A 15300-nucleotide genomic window follows, 5' to 3' on the forward strand; every position below is an offset into this window, starting at 1 on the left:
AAAAGGTAGGTCCGCCCCTGGCGATATCGTTAGCCGGCTTCAAACCGGCTCCCAACCGTCCCTTTCGCTGGCGCGATAGATCGCATCGATGAACTTCTGATTTAAACGCGAGCTTTCCAGCGTCACCACCTCCTCGGCCTCGCCGCGCGCCGCTCTTGAGAAAGCCTCCGCCTCGAGCCGGTATTGGCGGGCATCCTGGAAACGGAAAAGCTGCGATTGACCATGATCCTGGTTGGTGAGCTCCAGCTCCTCTCGGCCGTAGCGGTCGGCATTGAAGGGGGATTTCACCTCGATATAGCCCTGGTCGCCATGGAAGACCATGACCTGGCGGGCAGCGAGCTGGGTGGAGATGTAGAAGCTCAGTTCGAAGTCGCCGAAGTCGGCGCGAACGCTCGAATAGACGTCGGTGCCGAATTCCGGATCGCGCTCGGTATTGGCCTGCACCCGCAGCGGCTCCTTGCCGGTTGAGAAGCGGGTGGTGATTGCCGGATAGACGCCGATATCCGGCAGGCCGCCGCCGCCGAGCGCGGGAATGTTGCGCATGTTGGCGGGATCGCGGTTGAAATAGGTGAAGGCGCCCTGCACGTGCCTGAGCCTGCCGATGGCACCCTCGTCGATCAGGGAGCGCACCTTCCGCCAGACGGGGCTGTAGGTCACCATATAGGCTTCCGAGATCAACACCTTGTTGCGGTCGCGCGCCGCGATCACCGCGTCGATCTCCGCTGCCTCCAAGGCCAATGGCTTTTCACAGAGCACATGCTTGCCGGCGTCGGCGGCCTTGATCGCCCACTCGACATGCTGGGAGGTCGGCAGCGGTATGTAGACGGCGTCGATCGTGTCGGAGGCGAGCATCTCCTCATAGGAGCCGAAGGCATGCGGCACGGAAAAGCGGTCGGCCATCGCCTTCGCTTTGGCGGGATCGCGGCTGGCGATCGCCGAGACGACGCAATTTTCCGCGTCCTGAATGGCGGGCACGACGAGTTCGCGGCCGATCTTGGCCGTCGACAGAATTCCAAAGCGCAGCATGGGGCAGACTCCTTCTGGAGCGGGAAGAATGATCGGAAGCGGTTTCCCTCCCGCCTCTGTTGCGATTGACCGGGATCTCCCGTGGTCAGACCCCGCGAGACTATAGCCGAGGTACGTGCCCAGACAAGCGGCAACCGGACGAGAAAAACCGTCGGCAGTCGTTGTCATTCTTGCGGGAGCTGACCTATGTTTTTCCGACAATCCTCCCGATCGCACGTGTTTCATCCAATCAAATGGAGCGAGGCCATGGAAAAGTACTCGGCCGGACTGGCCTCTCAATCGCCCCACTCGTCTTCGGCGGCAACGTCTTCGGCTGGACGGCAGATGAGAAGACCTCGTTCGCGCTGCTCGATGCCTTTTTCGGTGCGGGCTTCAACGCCGTCGATACGGCAGACGCCTATTCCACCTGGGTGCCGGGCAACAGGGGCGGGGAGTCCGAGACGATTATCGGCAACTGGCTGAAGCAATCCGGACGAGCGCGTGACGACGCGATCATCATCACCAAGGTCGGCTCGGAACTCGGGCAGGATCGCAAGGGGCTGTCGCGGCGGTGGATCATGCAGGCGGTCGAGGATTCGCTCACCCGCCTCCGCACCGACTACATCGATCTCTATCTGTCGCATTGGCCGGATCCCGATACGCCTTATGAGGAAACGCTCGCCGCCTATGACAGGCTCCTCTCGCAAGGCAAGATCCGTGCGGTGGGTGCCTCAAACCTCGACGCCGCACAGTTGCGAGAGGCGCTTGACGCTTCCGCGGCGAATGACCTGCCGCGCTATGCGGTGCTTCAGCCCGAATATAATCTCTACGACCGGGCGTCCTTCGAGGGCCCTTTGCGCAATCTCTGCATCGCCGAAGATATCGGCGTCATCACCTATTTCGGTCTCGCCCGAGGTTTTCTGTCCGGCAAGTACCGCTCGCACAAGGACCTCGAAGGGTCTGCGCGCGGCAACGGCGTGGAAAAATATCTCGACGGGCGGGGCATGCGCATTCTCGGCGTTCTCGACAAGATTGCGGAGGAAAGCGGCGCCAAACAAGCCGAAATCGCGCTTGCCTGGATCATGACTCGAGAGGGCGTGACAGCGCCGATCGCCAGCGCCACCAGCGTCGAGCAGCTGGCAAGCCTGATCAGGGCGGCAGAACTCGAGCTTTCGGACGAGGCGATCCGCCGGTTGAACGACGTCAGCGAATAGCAGGGTATAGTGCCGGTGCGGCCGCCGTCTCTGGTTGGGGATAGCCGGGATAAAAGGCGGCATGGCTGCCCTCGTGATTTGCCATGCCCGGCTTGGTCAAGAGTCCGCGCGGCTCGGCATAGCTGCGGATCGTGCGGCATGGCCGCTCGTGCCACTGGATGTTGAAGGCCCAAAGCTTCGGGAAGAAGCAGAGCGAGGCATAGGGAAGGTGGTCATGGATCCACCAGGCAAGGCTTTGCCAGCCGCCATCTTGCCGCTCCCGGTCCCAGACCCAGGGAACGACGATGCAGGCCGTCGCGCCCATCAAGCCGTCGCCATTCCGCATGTCCCAAATGTGGTCGGCGGCGGTCGCCGCGTTGGTCGAGCAATTGAGCCTGTTGCGATTGCCGAAGGCATTGACGGCGCGGTTCCGATAGGCGGAGCGGATGTGCAGACGGCCGAAACTCGCCTGCAGCGGCTCCAGCAGTTCTTCGCAGAGTTTCCGGCCCGCCTCGATCGTAAGGTTCGGGTCGTCCGGAATGTTCGGGATCCCGTAGAATTCGGCAATCTCCGAATGCAGAAAGTCCCGCAGGAGGAAGTTCTCCGATAGGCGGACGCGGCCAAGCTCCTCCAGCGACTTCATTGATGCCGGCTTTCTCATCCTTCCTCCACCAGGTTCTCCTGCGTTGGGAGAGAGGCTAGTATCTGCAGGAGGCTATGACCACCCGTTTACCGCAGGGCCAATCGGTCCCGGCGATGGGTATCGCAATTCCGTTGCGATACCCTACCTATCATAGCGTCCACCTCATGAAGCGGCGCGCGAATGGTGTCAGGTATTCCCGCCGCCGGAAATGGAGGATTGAGGAATGTCCGAAGAGCAGGCCATCAGCGCGGTCGTTCACCTCTACGTCGACGGCATGGCTTTCGCCAACGAGGCGGCGTTGCGCAAGGCCTTCCATCCGAACGCCTCGATCGTCGGCAATTACGAGGACTCCGTCGAATGGCTGACGCGCGACGCATTCATCTCGACCATAGTGGAGGAGGGGCCGGCGCCGCCGGATAGACAGCCCTTGATGGATGTCGAGATGATCGGGATAACCGGCGACGCGGCGAGCGTGAAGGTCGTCGACGAATTCGCGGGCTCGCGTTATACGGACTATCTGACCCTGCTGAAGGTCGACGGCCGATGGCTGATCATCAACAAGGTCTGGCATCGGCACGCATGACAGCGGTGCAGCGCCATCGTCTCGCGATAAAATCGGAGCGCCGGCTCCAGCGCGACCCACAACTCTGGTTAAAATCAGATCGGCATATCCGCCGGCGAACCGCATCGGCGTGGCCATCCCAGGCCCATGACCTCGGTTTCGCATTTCGATATTGCCGAGGGCAGGCGTCGCGACTGGGCTGTTCTTGACGAGGCCCTCACTCATCATATCGTGCATGAGGAATCGATGGTTTCCGGCGAGCCTTCGTGAGGGGCAATCCGATGATCCTGCCCGATGCCAATGCGCGCCCTCAGTTGCAAAGCGTGCCGACAGTGCGACTGGGGCTCAAGGAGAATTGGCCGCAATTCTCCCTGCTTGTCCTCGTCAATGCCTTCGTGGGCGGCATGGTCGGCAGTGAGCGGACTGTCGTGCCGCTGATCGGCGCGGAAGAGTTCGGTATCGCCTCGACGACGCTGATCGTCTCCTTCATCGTCAGCTTCGGTGTGGTCAAGGCCTTCGCCAATCTCGTCTCCGGTCAGCTCGCCGATATCTGGGGACGCAAGCGTGTGCTCGTCCTTGGCTGGCTGGTCGGCCTGCCGGTTCCCTTCATGATCATTTGGGCGCCGAGTTGGGAATGGATCATCGCCGCCAATGCCCTTCTCGGGATCAATCAGGGGCTGGCCTGGTCGATGACGGTGATCATGAAGATCGATCTGGTCGGACCGAAATCGCGCGGCCTTGCCGTGGGCCTCAACGAATTCGCCGGTTATCTCGCGGTGGGCGCGACGGCATTCCTCACCGGCTATCTCGCCTCGCGCTACGGCCTGCGCCCCGCGCCGATCTATCTCGGAGTCGCCTATGCGGGCCTGGGCACTGTGCTGTCGGTCCTCATGGTGCGCGACACGCGAGACCATGTCCGGCTAGAAGTTTCCTCCAATGCCGAGGAGGCTGCACCGATCAGCTTTCGGGAGGTGTTTGCTCTGACATCGTTCCGGGATCGCAATCTGTTCGCCGCGTCGCAGGCCGGTCTTGTCAACAACCTCAATGACGGGATGAGCTGGGGCATCTTTCCGCTGTTTTTCGCCGCCTTCGGCCTCGGTGTGGAGCGCATCGGCATCCTCAAGGCCGCCTATCCCGCGACCTGGGGCAGCCTGCAGATCGTTACCGGCCCCTTGAGCGACCGCTGGGGCCGCAAAGGCCTGATCGTCGCCGGCATGTGGATCCAGGCCGCCGGCCTGTTGCTAACGGCGGCAACGCGCCAATTCGAGTGGTGGCTTGCCGGCAGCCTGCTCCTCGGTCTTGGCACGGCCATGGTCTATCCGGCCCTGATCGCCGCTGTCTCCGATGCCTCGCACCCCTCATGGCGAGCGCGTTCGCTGAGTGTTTACCGCTTCTGGCGCGACCTCGGCTATGCAATCGGCGCGCTCTCCGCCGGGCTCATCGCCGATCGCTTTGGCCTCGCCGTGGCGATTTTCTCGATCGCCGCGCTGACCTTTTTCTCGGGCGCGGTCGTCGCCGTCTTCATGCGGGAGCCGATCACTCCCACTCGATCGTGCCGGGCGGCTTCGAGGTGACGTCATAGACGACGCGGTTGATGCCGCGGACCTCGTTGATGATGCGGGTGGCGGCACGGCCCAGGAATTCCATGTCGTAGTGGTAGAAGTCGGCGGTCATGCCGTCGACCGAGGTCACGGCGCGCAATGCGCAGACATATTCGTAGGTGCGCCCGTCGCCCATGACGCCGACGGTCTGCACAGGCAGGAGCACGGCGAATGCCTGCCAGATGGCATCGTAAAGCCCGGCCTTGCGGATCTCGTCGAGATAGATCGCATCCGCCTCACGCAGGATTTCGAGCTTCTCGCGGGTGATGCCGCCGGGGCAGCGGATCGCGAGGCCCGGACCGGGGAAGGGATGGCGACCGATGAAGCTTTCCGGCAGGCCGAGTTCGCGGCCGAGCACGCGCACCTCGTCCTTGAAGAGCTCGCGCAGGGGCTCGACGAGCTGCATGTTCATACGCTCCGGAAGGCCGCCGACATTGTGGTGCGACTTGATCGTCACCGACGGACCGCCGGTGAAGGAAACGCTTTCGATCACGTCCGGATAGAGCGTGCCCTGCGCGAGGAAATCGGCGCCGCCGAGCTTCTTGGCTTCTTCCTCGAAGACTTCGATGAAGAGCCGGCCGATGATCTTGCGCTTGGTTTCCGGATCGCTGACGCCCTCGAGTTCGCCGATGAAACGGTCGGAGGCATCGATATGGAGAAGGCTGAGATTGTAGTGTTCCCGGAACATGGCGACGACGTTGGCCGCCTCGTCCTTGCGCATCAGACCGTGGTCGACCAGGATGCAGGTGAGCTGGTCGCCGACGGCCTCATGGATGAGGAGCGCCGCGACGGAGGAATCGACGCCGCCCGAAAGCGCACAGATCACCTTCCTGTCGCCCACCTGTTCCCGGATCGACTCGACCGCCTTCGCCCGATAGGCCGACATCGTCCAGTCGCCCTTGATATTAGCGATCTTGTGCACGAAGTTGGCGATCAGTTTGGCGCCGTCCGGCGTGTGCACGACTTCCGGATGGAACTGCACGGCGTAATATTTGCGCTTCTCGTCGGCAATGAAGGCGAAGGGGGCATTGGGCGAGGTGGCGACGACCTCGAAGCCCGGCGGCAACGTGGTGACGCGGTCGCCATGCGACATCCAGACCTGGTGGCGGGAGCCGACCGACCACAGGCCTTCGAAGAGATCGCAGTCCTTCTCCACTTCCAGGAAGGCGCGGCCGAATTCGCGATGATGGCCGCTTTCCACCGTGCCGCCGAGCTGGGCGCACATGGTCTGCTGGCCATAGCAGATGCCGAAGACCGGAAGGCCACTCTCGAAAATGATGGAGGGTGCCCGTGGCGAACCGATGTCGAGGGTGGATGCCGGGCTGCCCGACAGGATCACCGCCTTCGGGCTCAGGCGCCTGAAGCCCTCCTCGGCCGACTGGAACGGCACGATCTCGCAATAGACGCCGGCTTCACGCACGCGCCGGGCGATGAGCTGCGTCACCTGGCTGCCGAAATCGACGATGAGGACGGTATCGGGATGGGCTGTCTGGGTCATGTCGCGCCTTCGAACGAGTGAGTCAGGACCTGAACAGAATGGACGAATTCGATAGGCCCGAACCCCGGATCATGGCGAGCCTTTAATGAAAGCCCGCCGCGGGCGCAACGATTACATTGCACCCGGACAATTTAGCGCCCGCTGGAACAGCTCAGAGCCGGATTTCTCCGCTTTCGATGGCTGCCTCCAGCCTGTCGATCGCCTCGGCAAGCTTCTCGTCGACGACGTGCAGATATTCCCTCCAGTCGTCGACATGCTTCAGTTCCGCCTTGCCGTCCGAAATGCCGCGGAGTCCGATCAGCGGAAGGCCGAAGGCTTGGGAGGCGCGCAAGGCCGCGAAGGTCTCCATCTCGACCATGTCGGCGTCTATCCCGTCATAGGCTTTTCCGGTAACGATGTTGCCACCGGTCGAAAGCCGCGCATCCTTTATTCCCGGGATGCGCAGCGGCAAGGGCACGACGGCCGGGAGATCCAGGAAGGGCGTGGCGCCCTTCTCGAAGCCGAGCGGAGAGGCATCCATGTCCCGGTAGCCAACGGAGCTAGCCTGGTAGACTTCGGTCTGCTCGAGCGTTGCCGAGCCTGCCGAGCCGAGCGAAACGACGAGATCCGGCAGCCTGTCGGCGGCACGAAGCTCGGCCAGCGCCTTCGTCAGCGCGACGGCGGCCTCGACAGGGCCGACACCGGTCATCAGCGGCGTGATGCGGGCCTTGAGGCAGGGGCCATATTCCGGGTCCAGCGCCATCACATAGAGGATCTTCCTGCCGGCTACCGCCTTCAGCTCGAAATTCATCCCTCGATCCCCTCGCGTCCGCGCACCACCATCATCGTTCCGGTCATCGAGGCGATCAACTTTGCCGGTCCATCCGGCCTCACCGCATAGGCGCGCCCGTCCGAAACGATAATCGTCGTCCCCGGCTTCGTGACCACGCCACGGAAGAGGAAGCGTTCGCCGCGGCCGGGCGCGAGCAGGTTGACCTTGAACTCGATCGTCAGCAGCGATGCGTCGGGATCGATCACCGAATAGGCCGCGTAGGTGCCGGCCGCATCGAGCGCGGCGGAAATGACACCGGCATGCAGCAGGCCGTGTTGCTGCGTCAGCTTGGCATCGAAAGGCAATTCGATTTCAACCGTTCCCTGTTCGACGCGCGTCAGTTCCGCACCGATCGTGAGCATCGCCGCCTGGCGCTCGAAACTCTCGCGGATTCGGGCGCGAAAATCATGTGGTTCGCTAACTTCCCTCAATGCAACTGCCCCTCGCGCAATCCCTGTTCATTGAGGCCGACAGTTGCACGCGCTTTGCCGGAGAACAAGCGCATTTCGCCAGATGCCGACCGGCCGTGCGAATGGGAGACGCGCAGACTTTTGTCGGGCACGGCGCGTCCATATATCTTTGAAATGAAGAACATCAAACGTATCGAGATCAGGCCGGCCGAGCCAGACGATCTCATGGCGATCGCCTCGGTTCTGGTCGCGACCTGGCGTGCAACTTTTCGCGGCATCATATCCGATGCCTATCTCGATTCAATGACGGTCGAGAAGCAGGCCATCGCGCATGCGCGTCGGATGCGCGTTCCGGGGAGTTTCCTCACGGTCGCGGTCGATCTTTCGGACGGCCGGGTGGTCGGCTTCGCCAGTTATGGGCGGTCGCGTGGCATGCCGCCGGCCTTCGACCGGGAGCTATACGAGCTCTATATCCTGCCGGAATATCATAGCGCCGGCATCGGCTCGGCGCTCGTGCGCACGGTTGCGGCCCATTGCCGGGAATTGGGAGCTTCATCACTTTTTGCCTGGGTCCTGGCGGACAATCCAAACAGGGCATTCTACGAACGGGTGGGTGCGCGCGCCGTCGGCGAGGGCCGTGTCGGCGTCGGCGGGGAGCGCCTGGTTCAAGTCGCCTATCGCTGGGACGACCTCGCGGCGCTTTCGGGTGCTGGGAGGCGCGCGACATAAGACTCTTCGCAACCGGTGAACGAGACCCCTCCCACAAGGGGGAGGGGGCCAACCGGGCCGCGCCCTGCTCGCCCATCCTGCGCTCTGTGATAGAAATCACGCCGATTGCCGCGGGCACCAAGCCCCTCCCCCTCGTGGGGTGGGATTGGGGAGGGGTCTTGTTGGAGAGGGGTGAAGTCCGGGGACCGTCGTTCGCGTTACCCACTGCTAGCCGAGTCGGACGATGTGCTGATCCCACGCGACGGCGCTCCGGTGCCTCTCGAAGAGTCCATCATAGGATGAAACCGCAAAACCATGCGCCGCCGCCGCCACTCCCGCCGCATCCGCTATGCGCTCCTCCCTCACCACCGCACCGGTTTTCGCGTCGAGCGTCACGGCGGCGTTGCCCCTGGGAGAGGTCAGGCCGACCAGCCCCTCGCGGCGGTTCACGGCAATGGCGCCGACATAATTGGCAAGCGCCAGTGTGGTGCGCTCCGGCAGGTCGACGAAGGTCAGCGTCTCGCCTTTCCCAAAATGGCCGACGAGCGGCGGCAGGTCGTTGCGTGGGCCTTCGTACTGGCAGGCGAACCAGATTCGCCCATCGGCGCCGATATCGACATGACGGGTAGAAAGCTGCCGCAATGCCGGCGGCAGCGCGTGCTTTTCGACGAGGGCGCCCGTCGCCGTGTCGACAAGGGTGAGGCTCGGCTCCATATGGTCGAGATTGAGCTTTGTGCGGCCGAAGTCCGGATGGGTCTCGATGCCGCCATTGGCGATGATCAGCGTGCGCCCGTCCGAAGAGAGCGCCATGTCGTGCGGCCCAATGCCGTAGGTCGGAAATTCGCCGATCCGGGTAAACCCTTCCGTGCCGTCATAGACGCCGACCATGCCGCGATTGGCGGCGAAATCGTTTTCCGTGGCGTAGAGCAGCCGACCGTCCGCGGAAAAACAGCCGTGGCCGTAGAAGTGACGGCCTTCCACAGTTGTAATCACGACCGGTTCGCCCTGTCGGTCCATTGCAAGTATCATCGCATAGATGCCTGGCCGGCGAGCGAAGGCGACCGTTTGTCGGCTCGCCGGCGAGAAGGCCAGGCCGTGTGCGCGTGCCGGCAGTATCGTGCGGTCGACGATCTCGCCCGCTTCGGTAAGTGTCGCGATGCCGTAGCTGCCATCCGGCGCCATGAAGGCGGAGGCAAAGACGGCGTCCGCTCTTTCGAACGCGAAGGCGGCGCGGGGACCAAGTGCCGCCACCCAGGCGGCACCCGCCATTTCGATGAAGCTGCGTCGGTCGATGAGGTTCTTGGGGGTGATACGACTTGCGAGGCGGAGGCGTTTTTCCGTGGCAAACCTCTCCCCAACCCCTCCCCACAGGAGAGAGGGGCTTGCACCCCCGGCCCGCCGAACCCCAACTTTGACGCCAGAACGTGCGGAACCGTTGAGATTGAGCGATGCCGGTGAGGCATCGTAAGCCCCTGGGGAGCGATTGGGGAGGGTTGGCCTAGGGCACTGCCGAGGGGAGTGCGTCATGGTCACAACCACCCGCGGCGCTTGAAATAGAGATACGGCACCAGCGCCGAAAGCACCATCATGCCAAGCGCATAGGGATAGCCGAGCCGCCAGGCGAGTTCCGGCATCGCCTGGAAATTCATGCCGTAGATCGAGGCGACCAGGGTCGGGGGCAGGAAGACCACTGCCGCCACCGAGAAGATCTTGATGATCTGGTTCTGCTCGAGATTGATCAGGCCGAGCGTCGCATCGAGCAGGAAATTGATCTTGTTCGACAGAAACAGCGCGTGGTCGCCGAGCGAGGTCGCATCGCGCTGGATCAGCTTGATCCGCTGCCGACTTTCCTTGCCCGCCTTGCGCGGGCCGCTCCCTTCGGTCGCGACGTGATAGGCGACGAGCCGGCCTATGCTGACAAGGCTTTCGCGGATGGTCGTCAGCAGGTCGCCCTTCTGCCCGATCTGCTCGATCAGCGACTGCAGGTCGCGCGTCTTCTTGGTGGCGCTGGCATGGGACTTGCGGAAGACCTCGCGCGAGATCGCGTCGACTTCATCGCCGGCGCGCTCCAGCGTATCGGCGATACGGTCGATCATGGACTCGAGCAGGCCGAGCATTACGAGCTCGCCCGTTTCGCAGACCGCCCCATTCGGCTTCTGGATGCGATTGGCATAGAGCTGGAATGGCTTCGGGTCGGCGTGGCGCACGGTAACGAGGCTCGCCCCCTTGAGGATGAAGGTCACCGGCGCCTTGCCCGGCTGATCGCTGTCGAGCTTGGCGGTCGCCGTGATGGTCATGAACTCGGCGCCGTCCTCCTGGTAAAGCCGGTCGGAAAGCTCGATCTCCTGCATCTCGTCGCTTGTCGGGATCGCGATGCCGAGATAGTCCTCCACGAGCCGCGTCTCGTCGGCGGAAGGATTGAAGAGGTCGAACCAAGTGACGGTCTCTTCGGTGGCAAGGCCGGCGGAGTGATCGACGAGCACGAGATGGCTGTTCTGGCTTTTGTAGATGCGCAGCATGTTGAGCTCCATGAGGCCAAGTCGTTCGACCGCCGGGAGCCCTGATCAATCAGGTCCGGACGGCCGCGAGCACGAAGACTCGACTTCGACTGTCGGGGTTCATTTGAATTGATCCTTGTGGGTGACATCATGCCCGCAGCTCCGGACATGGAACGCGATTTGCGCCCAAAAGCGCTGCTTGTCAATCGCCGTCGGCAAAGGAAAATCCGGCCCCGAGTCCGATGGCGCCGCCGAAATCGCGGTTGAGGCGGTCGAGCAGGTCGGCGGTGTTGAGTGCGATGAAAGCGAGCATCGCGCGCCGCTTGTCGTCTGCAAGCGCCGCGTCGAGAGGCCCGTCGACCCGGCCGGCCGCACTCGCCAGCGTCTTCAGGAGAAAATTCACCGAGCCGGCGATCGAGCGGCTGTCGGCGGGAAGCAGGTCTTCCATCCCTGCCCGGTTGAAGAGCGCCTGCAGCCCGCGGAAATTCGCCGACAGGGACGGCATCGTATTGCCGGAACGCCAGTAGATGGCGAGTTTCGGATTGCTCCTCCCCGGCTTGCGGTCGATCGTTCCGGCATAGAGGGGACGCAGCCTCTGGTCCTTTACCATCTCGACGCTGTGGACGAGAATGCCGAGCAATTCGGTCGCGGCTTCGCGCTTGTCGCGGAAGAGCGGATTGTCAGGCCCCGGCCTTTTCCATGCGGCCTGGATTCCATCGGGCCTTTCCCAGGCGGCAACCAATTCGTCGGCAATCGTTTCGAGGTTCATTGCAATGGCGCGGCCGTAGCGGCAACGGAAGGCGCCTTCGCTGCCGGCAAGCGCTCCCGAGCCTGTGCCATAGAGCACATATTCGAGCGCGCCGAGGCCCTGGACCGCAACGCTTTTCATCCTGAGGCTTTCGACGTCGGTCGCGCTCTCGTCGCGCTTGGCGAGAATGGCCTGGACCTGCTTCAAGCCGGTACTTTTACGGTCCGGGTAGAAGAGAAAGCGTTCGAAGCGGTTCTGCTTGATCGCCGGCCCGACACGAATGATTTCGACCGCGGACCATGTCGCGACGAGATTCGTGAAGGCCGACCGTCCCGCACGTAGAGGGGCGTCGGAAGGGGTCTCGCAAAGGGCTTCGATCGTTTCGGCAAGGGCCGCCGTCGACCGCGCCAGATCGCGGTAGCCGGGAATAATGAAGTCGTCCACGGCCCTTGCCATCACTCCAGGAAGCGCCGCCTCGTCGAGGACGCGCGGCAAAGGCGCCTCGCTTTCCTGCGCCGCCGCGGGAACGGCGGCAATCGCGAGACACAGGAGGCCGAGGGGCAGGAACAGGCTCAGGCGCATCAGAGCGACTCCAGAAAGGTCAAGAGGGCATTGCGGTCATCCTTCGGCATGGCGGCAAAGGCGCTGCGGGCCATTTCCGCTTCGCCGCCGTGCCAGAGAATCGCCTCGGTGAAATTGCGTGCACGCCCGTCGTGGAGCAGGAACGTATGGCCGCTGACGGTCCTTGTCAGTCCGATCCCCCAGAGCGGCGGCGTGCGCCACTCGCGTCCGCTGGCGAGACCGACCTCTTGGCCGTCGGCGAGGCCCTCGCCCATGTCGTGCAGCAGGAAGTCGGAATAGGGCCAGACCAGCTGGAAGGCCACCTCCGTGTGCGCGGCGTCGCGGCGGGTCACATATTTGGGAATGTGACAGGCGGGACAGCCCGCCTCGTAGAAGAGCCGCTTGCCCTTCAGCGTCTCGGGAAAGCTCGCCTTGCGCCGGGCGGGCACGGCGAGGCTGGCCGAATAGAAGGTGACGAGCCCGAGCACCGGGTCGGGAGCTTCCACCGGTCCGAGCCGCGCCTGCACGCCGGTCGGGAGCCGAAGGCAGGCAGATTGTGCCGCCGTGCAATCGCCGTGGCTGCGATCGAGATCAGGGGTGGAAATGCCGATATCGGTCGCGAAGGCATCGGCCGTCTGCTGAAGAATGGTCGGGTTCTGTGCTTTCCACCCGAAACGTCCAAGGGTGACGGTGCCGCTCTTCCGGTCACGAACGAGCGCCGCCCGGCCGCTGATGCCGTCGCCGTTCCTGTCGTCCGGATCGGCATTGGCGAGGATATCCGCCTCATGGATAGCTTCGATCAAGCCTAGACCGATCATCGCCGGGGCCACTCGCGGCGACAGCGTCGTCGCCGGATCCATGGAGCCATAGCCGAGATCGGCCACCGCATAATGGGGCTTCCTGAGAGTGATCGTCTCGCCGCCGGCAAGCGTCACTGGCTCTTCCTCATAGGTGATGACGATGCGGCCCTCGGCTGCGAGGCCCGGCACGGCGCTGTCCTGCATCTGTGCGCCATAGACCGGATCCGGAAAGTTGAGCACTTCGTCGGCGACGATCATCTGCCGCTCGGCCTGGTCACGCGGCGGCCGGGCGAGGCGGTAGAACATCGACGTCGCATCCGCCGATCCCTCGGGCGGACGACCGCGTCCATCTCGCGGATGGCAGCTGGCGCATGCCCGTGCATTGTAGAGCGGCCCGAGCCCGTCAGAGGCCTGCGTGGAGGAAGGGGAGGAGACCAGAGCTTTTCGAACAGGGCCTTGCCGAGCTCGAAACTCTGCTCGGCCTCGAAGGGCAGATTGGCGAAGAACTGCGAGAACACCTTCTCGTCGAGCGGCGCGAGGGTCGTCGTCGCGCCGCCTGACATCGCTTCGAACTGTTCGGCGTTGGAGAAGTCGGTGGCCGGCCGCGTCACCTTGAGCACGCGCTCGCGATCGTGCCCGGAAAGGTCGTCGCGTTCCGGCAGGCACCTTCCTCTGCCCTGCTCGGCGGGGCAGAGGCGGGTATCCGCCTTGGCAATTGCAATTCGCTCGGCTTCCACGCTCGCGGCCGGGCCGGGGCCCTCGCGCGTCAAGGCTGCCGTTGCGGCGAGGAGCGCACCGGAAAGAGCCAGAAAGCGGATCGTCGGCACATTCATCGGACAAGGACCGGGCCGCCTGACCGGAGGCGGCCCGCCTTCTGGCTTATTGGAAGACGGAGTTAGGATTATCCAGGCTGTCCGAACCTTCAAGCTCGATCTGACCGAGGTCGAGGGCCGCAATGACGCGCTCGACGGTCTTGGCCTGGGCGACCAGGCCGTCGATGGCCGCCTGGACGGTCGCATGACCCTCGACATTGCCTTCGCCGATCATCTGGTCATAGGCCTCGATGGTCTCGGCACGCTTGGCCATCGCCTGCATCTTCTCGACCGTGGCCGCGAGATTGTTCTTCATCTCCTTGTCGAGGCCCGAGTCCTTGGCGGCGACGAGTTCGGATACGGAAGGACCAGTGAGCTTCGTGCCGTCGATCCGGATGTATTCACCGGTATAGGCGGACTGGATGCCGATCGCGTCGTGCAGATGCGAGTTATGGGTGTTATCGGAGAAGCAATCATGTTCCTCCTCCGGATCGTGCAGCAGCAAGCCGAGCTTCATGCGTTCGCCGGCGAGTTCGCCATAGGAGAGCGAGCCCATGCCGGTGAGGATCGCGGCGATGCCCGCCTTGGGATCGGCTTCGACCGCCTTGGCGGCCTCGCCTTCCGGTGCCCAGTTGGCGACCATCTCCTTGAGATCGGAGACGAGCAGGCTCGTTGCGGCCTTGAGATAGGCGGCGCGGCGACCGCAATTGCCGTTGGTGCAGGCCTTGGTGTCGAAATCCGTGTAGGCCCTGTTGCCGGCGCCGGGACCGGTGGCGTTCAGGTCCTGGCCCCAGAGCAGGAATTCGATCGCATGATAGCCGGTCGCGACATTCGCCTCGATGCCGCCGGCCTCCTGCAGCGTGCCGGCGAGGAACTCCGGCGTGATGTTGGTCGCATCGACGTCCTTGCCGTCGATCTTGATCGGCTTGTTGGCGATCACATTGGCAACGAAGAGGGCGTTTTCATCGCTTTCTGTCCCGTAGCTCGCATCGACATAATCGATCAGGCCCTCGTCCAGCGGCCAGGCATTGACCTTGCCTTCCCACTCGTCAACGATCGCGTTGCCGAAACGGTAGACCTCCGTCTCCTGGTAGGGATTGCGCGCCTTCAGCCATGCCTCGCGCGCGGCCTTCAGTGTCTCCTCGCTCGGATTTGCGATCAGCGCGTCGACCGCATTCTCGAGCGCTTCGGCCGTCGTGAGCGCGTCCTCATACTTTGCATGGGCGATCGTCGCATAATGCTTGACGACGGCTGCGGCGTCGGTCGCTGCCTGGGCCGGCTGCAGCGCCAGGCCGGACGTGGCCGTCAGGAGCGCCAGGGCGGCGCTGCGGATGAAATTCGTGGTCATGACCTCTCCTTCGCTTGTCGCAGGGCGGCCGCAAGACGGCTGGAAGCCCGGTGAGTCCGGGTGTCTTGGACTAAAAGTAAACTAGTGTCGTGTATAGTTTAG

Annotated in this window: 13 protein-coding genes and 1 pseudogene; 4 read left to right on the top strand and 10 right to left on the bottom strand. The window is 63.4% G+C overall.

Going from position 1 to position 15300, the window contains the following annotated elements; translation table 11 throughout:
* Nucleotides 1–39 precede the first annotated feature (39 nt).
* Nucleotides 40–1026, bottom strand: a complete 987-nt coding sequence (locus SJ05684_RS17435; protein WP_034853604.1) for a Gfo/Idh/MocA family protein — start codon at nucleotides 1024–1026, stop codon at nucleotides 40–42.
* Nucleotides 1027–1259: 233 nt separating this feature from the next.
* Here SJ05684_RS17435 and SJ05684_RS17440 point away from each other — a divergent pair, with 233 nt between their 5' ends.
* The gene (locus tag SJ05684_RS17440) at nucleotides 1260–2219 is read left to right on the top strand and encodes an aldo/keto reductase (RefSeq protein WP_034853630.1); all 960 of its coding nucleotides are present in this window, start codon (nucleotides 1260–1262) and stop codon (nucleotides 2217–2219) included.
* On the opposite strand, the gene SJ05684_RS17445 is transcribed toward SJ05684_RS17440, so the two are convergent.
* Complete coding sequence (locus SJ05684_RS17445) at nucleotides 2209–2859, bottom strand: hypothetical protein (protein WP_034853606.1); 651 nt, start codon at nucleotides 2857–2859, stop codon at nucleotides 2209–2211. The two genes, SJ05684_RS17440 and SJ05684_RS17445, sit on opposite strands and share 11 nt — an antisense overlap.
* A 205-nt stretch (nucleotides 2860–3064) precedes the next feature.
* Between SJ05684_RS17445 and SJ05684_RS17450 the strand changes: the two genes are divergently transcribed.
* Together SJ05684_RS17450 and SJ05684_RS17455 are read left to right on the top strand one after the other, a co-directional pair.
* A complete protein-coding gene (locus tag SJ05684_RS17450) occupies nucleotides 3065–3424 on the top strand; it encodes a nuclear transport factor 2 family protein (protein ID WP_034853608.1) in 360 nt (119 codons plus the stop codon).
* Between the two features lie 260 nt (nucleotides 3425–3684).
* The gene (locus tag SJ05684_RS17455; RefSeq protein ID WP_050979962.1) at nucleotides 3685–4977 is read left to right on the top strand and encodes an MFS transporter; all 1293 of its coding nucleotides are present in this window, start codon (nucleotides 3685–3687) and stop codon (nucleotides 4975–4977) included.
* On the opposite strand, the gene guaA is transcribed toward SJ05684_RS17455, so the two are convergent.
* The 3 genes from guaA to SJ05684_RS17470 form a co-directional block, all read right to left on the bottom strand.
* Nucleotides 4940–6502, bottom strand: a complete 1563-nt coding sequence (gene guaA, locus SJ05684_RS17460; RefSeq protein WP_034853610.1) for a glutamine-hydrolyzing GMP synthase — start codon at nucleotides 6500–6502, stop codon at nucleotides 4940–4942. The two genes, SJ05684_RS17455 and guaA, sit on opposite strands and share 38 nt — an antisense overlap.
* 151 nt (nucleotides 6503–6653) lie before the next feature.
* Complete coding sequence (locus SJ05684_RS17465; protein ID WP_034853612.1) at nucleotides 6654–7292, bottom strand: 5'-methylthioadenosine/S-adenosylhomocysteine nucleosidase; 639 nt, start codon at nucleotides 7290–7292, stop codon at nucleotides 6654–6656.
* Nucleotides 7289–7675, bottom strand: a complete 387-nt coding sequence (locus tag SJ05684_RS17470; RefSeq protein ID WP_244426618.1) for a PaaI family thioesterase — start codon at nucleotides 7673–7675, stop codon at nucleotides 7289–7291. Before SJ05684_RS17470 ends, SJ05684_RS17465 begins: the two co-directional genes overlap by 4 nt.
* Before the next feature lie 222 nt (nucleotides 7676–7897).
* Here SJ05684_RS17470 and SJ05684_RS17475 point away from each other — a divergent pair, with 222 nt between their 5' ends.
* Nucleotides 7898–8452, top strand: a complete 555-nt coding sequence (locus SJ05684_RS17475; RefSeq protein WP_034853634.1) for a GNAT family N-acetyltransferase — start codon at nucleotides 7898–7900, stop codon at nucleotides 8450–8452.
* A gap of 207 nt (nucleotides 8453–8659) precedes the next feature.
* Here SJ05684_RS17475 and SJ05684_RS17480 read toward each other — a convergent pair whose 3' ends face one another.
* The 5 genes and pseudogenes from SJ05684_RS17480 to SJ05684_RS17500 all read right to left on the bottom strand — a co-directional run bounded on the left by SJ05684_RS17480 (nucleotide 8660) and on the right by SJ05684_RS17500 (nucleotide 15198).
* A complete protein-coding gene (locus SJ05684_RS17480; protein WP_050979964.1) occupies nucleotides 8660–9700 on the bottom strand; it encodes a DUF1513 domain-containing protein in 1041 nt (346 codons plus the stop codon).
* Between the two features lie 260 nt (nucleotides 9701–9960).
* Nucleotides 9961–10950, bottom strand: coding sequence for a magnesium transporter CorA family protein (locus SJ05684_RS17485; RefSeq protein WP_034853638.1), 990 nt, complete (start codon nucleotides 10948–10950; stop codon nucleotides 9961–9963).
* 181 nt (nucleotides 10951–11131) lie between these two features.
* The gene (locus SJ05684_RS17490) at nucleotides 11132–12259 is read right to left on the bottom strand and encodes an imelysin family protein (RefSeq protein ID WP_095694294.1); all 1128 of its coding nucleotides are present in this window, start codon (nucleotides 12257–12259) and stop codon (nucleotides 11132–11134) included.
* Nucleotides 12259–13865: pseudogene (locus SJ05684_RS17495) on the bottom strand (di-heme oxidoreductase family protein). The gene SJ05684_RS17490 and the pseudogene SJ05684_RS17495 overlap by 1 nt, the downstream one beginning before the upstream one ends.
* 52 nt (nucleotides 13866–13917) lie before the next feature.
* The gene (locus SJ05684_RS17500; protein WP_034853645.1) at nucleotides 13918–15198 is read right to left on the bottom strand and encodes an imelysin family protein; all 1281 of its coding nucleotides are present in this window, start codon (nucleotides 15196–15198) and stop codon (nucleotides 13918–13920) included.
* Nucleotides 15199–15300 lie beyond the last annotated feature (102 nt).

The organism is Sinorhizobium sojae CCBAU 05684, assembly GCF_002288525.1.
In the GTDB taxonomy this organism is placed as follows: Bacteria; Pseudomonadota; Alphaproteobacteria; order Rhizobiales; family Rhizobiaceae; genus Sinorhizobium; species Sinorhizobium sojae.

What these genes read in the sequence shown, in the direction of transcription:
- SJ05684_RS17435 (WP_034853604.1), bottom strand. Translation starts at nt 1,026, where the DNA reads ATGCTGCGCTTTGGAATTCTGTCGACGGCCAAGATCGGCCGCGAACTC.
- SJ05684_RS17440 (WP_034853630.1), top strand. Translation starts at nt 1,260, where the DNA reads ATGGAGCGAGGCCATGGAAAAGTACTCGGCCGGACTGGCCTCTCAATC.
- SJ05684_RS17445 (WP_034853606.1), bottom strand. Translation starts at nt 2,859, where the DNA reads ATGAGAAAGCCGGCATCAATGAAGTCGCTGGAGGAGCTTGGCCGCGTC.
- SJ05684_RS17450 (WP_034853608.1), top strand. Translation starts at nt 3,065, where the DNA reads ATGTCCGAAGAGCAGGCCATCAGCGCGGTCGTTCACCTCTACGTCGAC.
- SJ05684_RS17455 (WP_050979962.1), top strand. Translation starts at nt 3,685, where the DNA reads ATGATCCTGCCCGATGCCAATGCGCGCCCTCAGTTGCAAAGCGTGCCG.
- guaA (WP_034853610.1), bottom strand. Translation starts at nt 6,502, where the DNA reads ATGACCCAGACAGCCCATCCCGATACCGTCCTCATCGTCGATTTCGGC.
- SJ05684_RS17465 (WP_034853612.1), bottom strand. Translation starts at nt 7,292, where the DNA reads ATGAATTTCGAGCTGAAGGCGGTAGCCGGCAGGAAGATCCTCTATGTG.
- SJ05684_RS17470 (WP_244426618.1), bottom strand. Translation starts at nt 7,675, where the DNA reads ATGCTCACGATCGGTGCGGAACTGACGCGCGTCGAACAGGGAACGGTT.
- SJ05684_RS17475 (WP_034853634.1), top strand. Translation starts at nt 7,898, where the DNA reads ATGAAGAACATCAAACGTATCGAGATCAGGCCGGCCGAGCCAGACGAT.
- SJ05684_RS17480 (WP_050979964.1), bottom strand. Translation starts at nt 9,700, where the DNA reads ATGGCGGGTGCCGCCTGGGTGGCGGCACTTGGTCCCCGCGCCGCCTTC.
- SJ05684_RS17485 (WP_034853638.1), bottom strand. Translation starts at nt 10,950, where the DNA reads ATGCTGCGCATCTACAAAAGCCAGAACAGCCATCTCGTGCTCGTCGAT.
- SJ05684_RS17490 (WP_095694294.1), bottom strand. Translation starts at nt 12,259, where the DNA reads ATGCGCCTGAGCCTGTTCCTGCCCCTCGGCCTCCTGTGTCTCGCGATT.
- SJ05684_RS17500 (WP_034853645.1), bottom strand. Translation starts at nt 15,198, where the DNA reads ATGACCACGAATTTCATCCGCAGCGCCGCCCTGGCGCTCCTGACGGCC.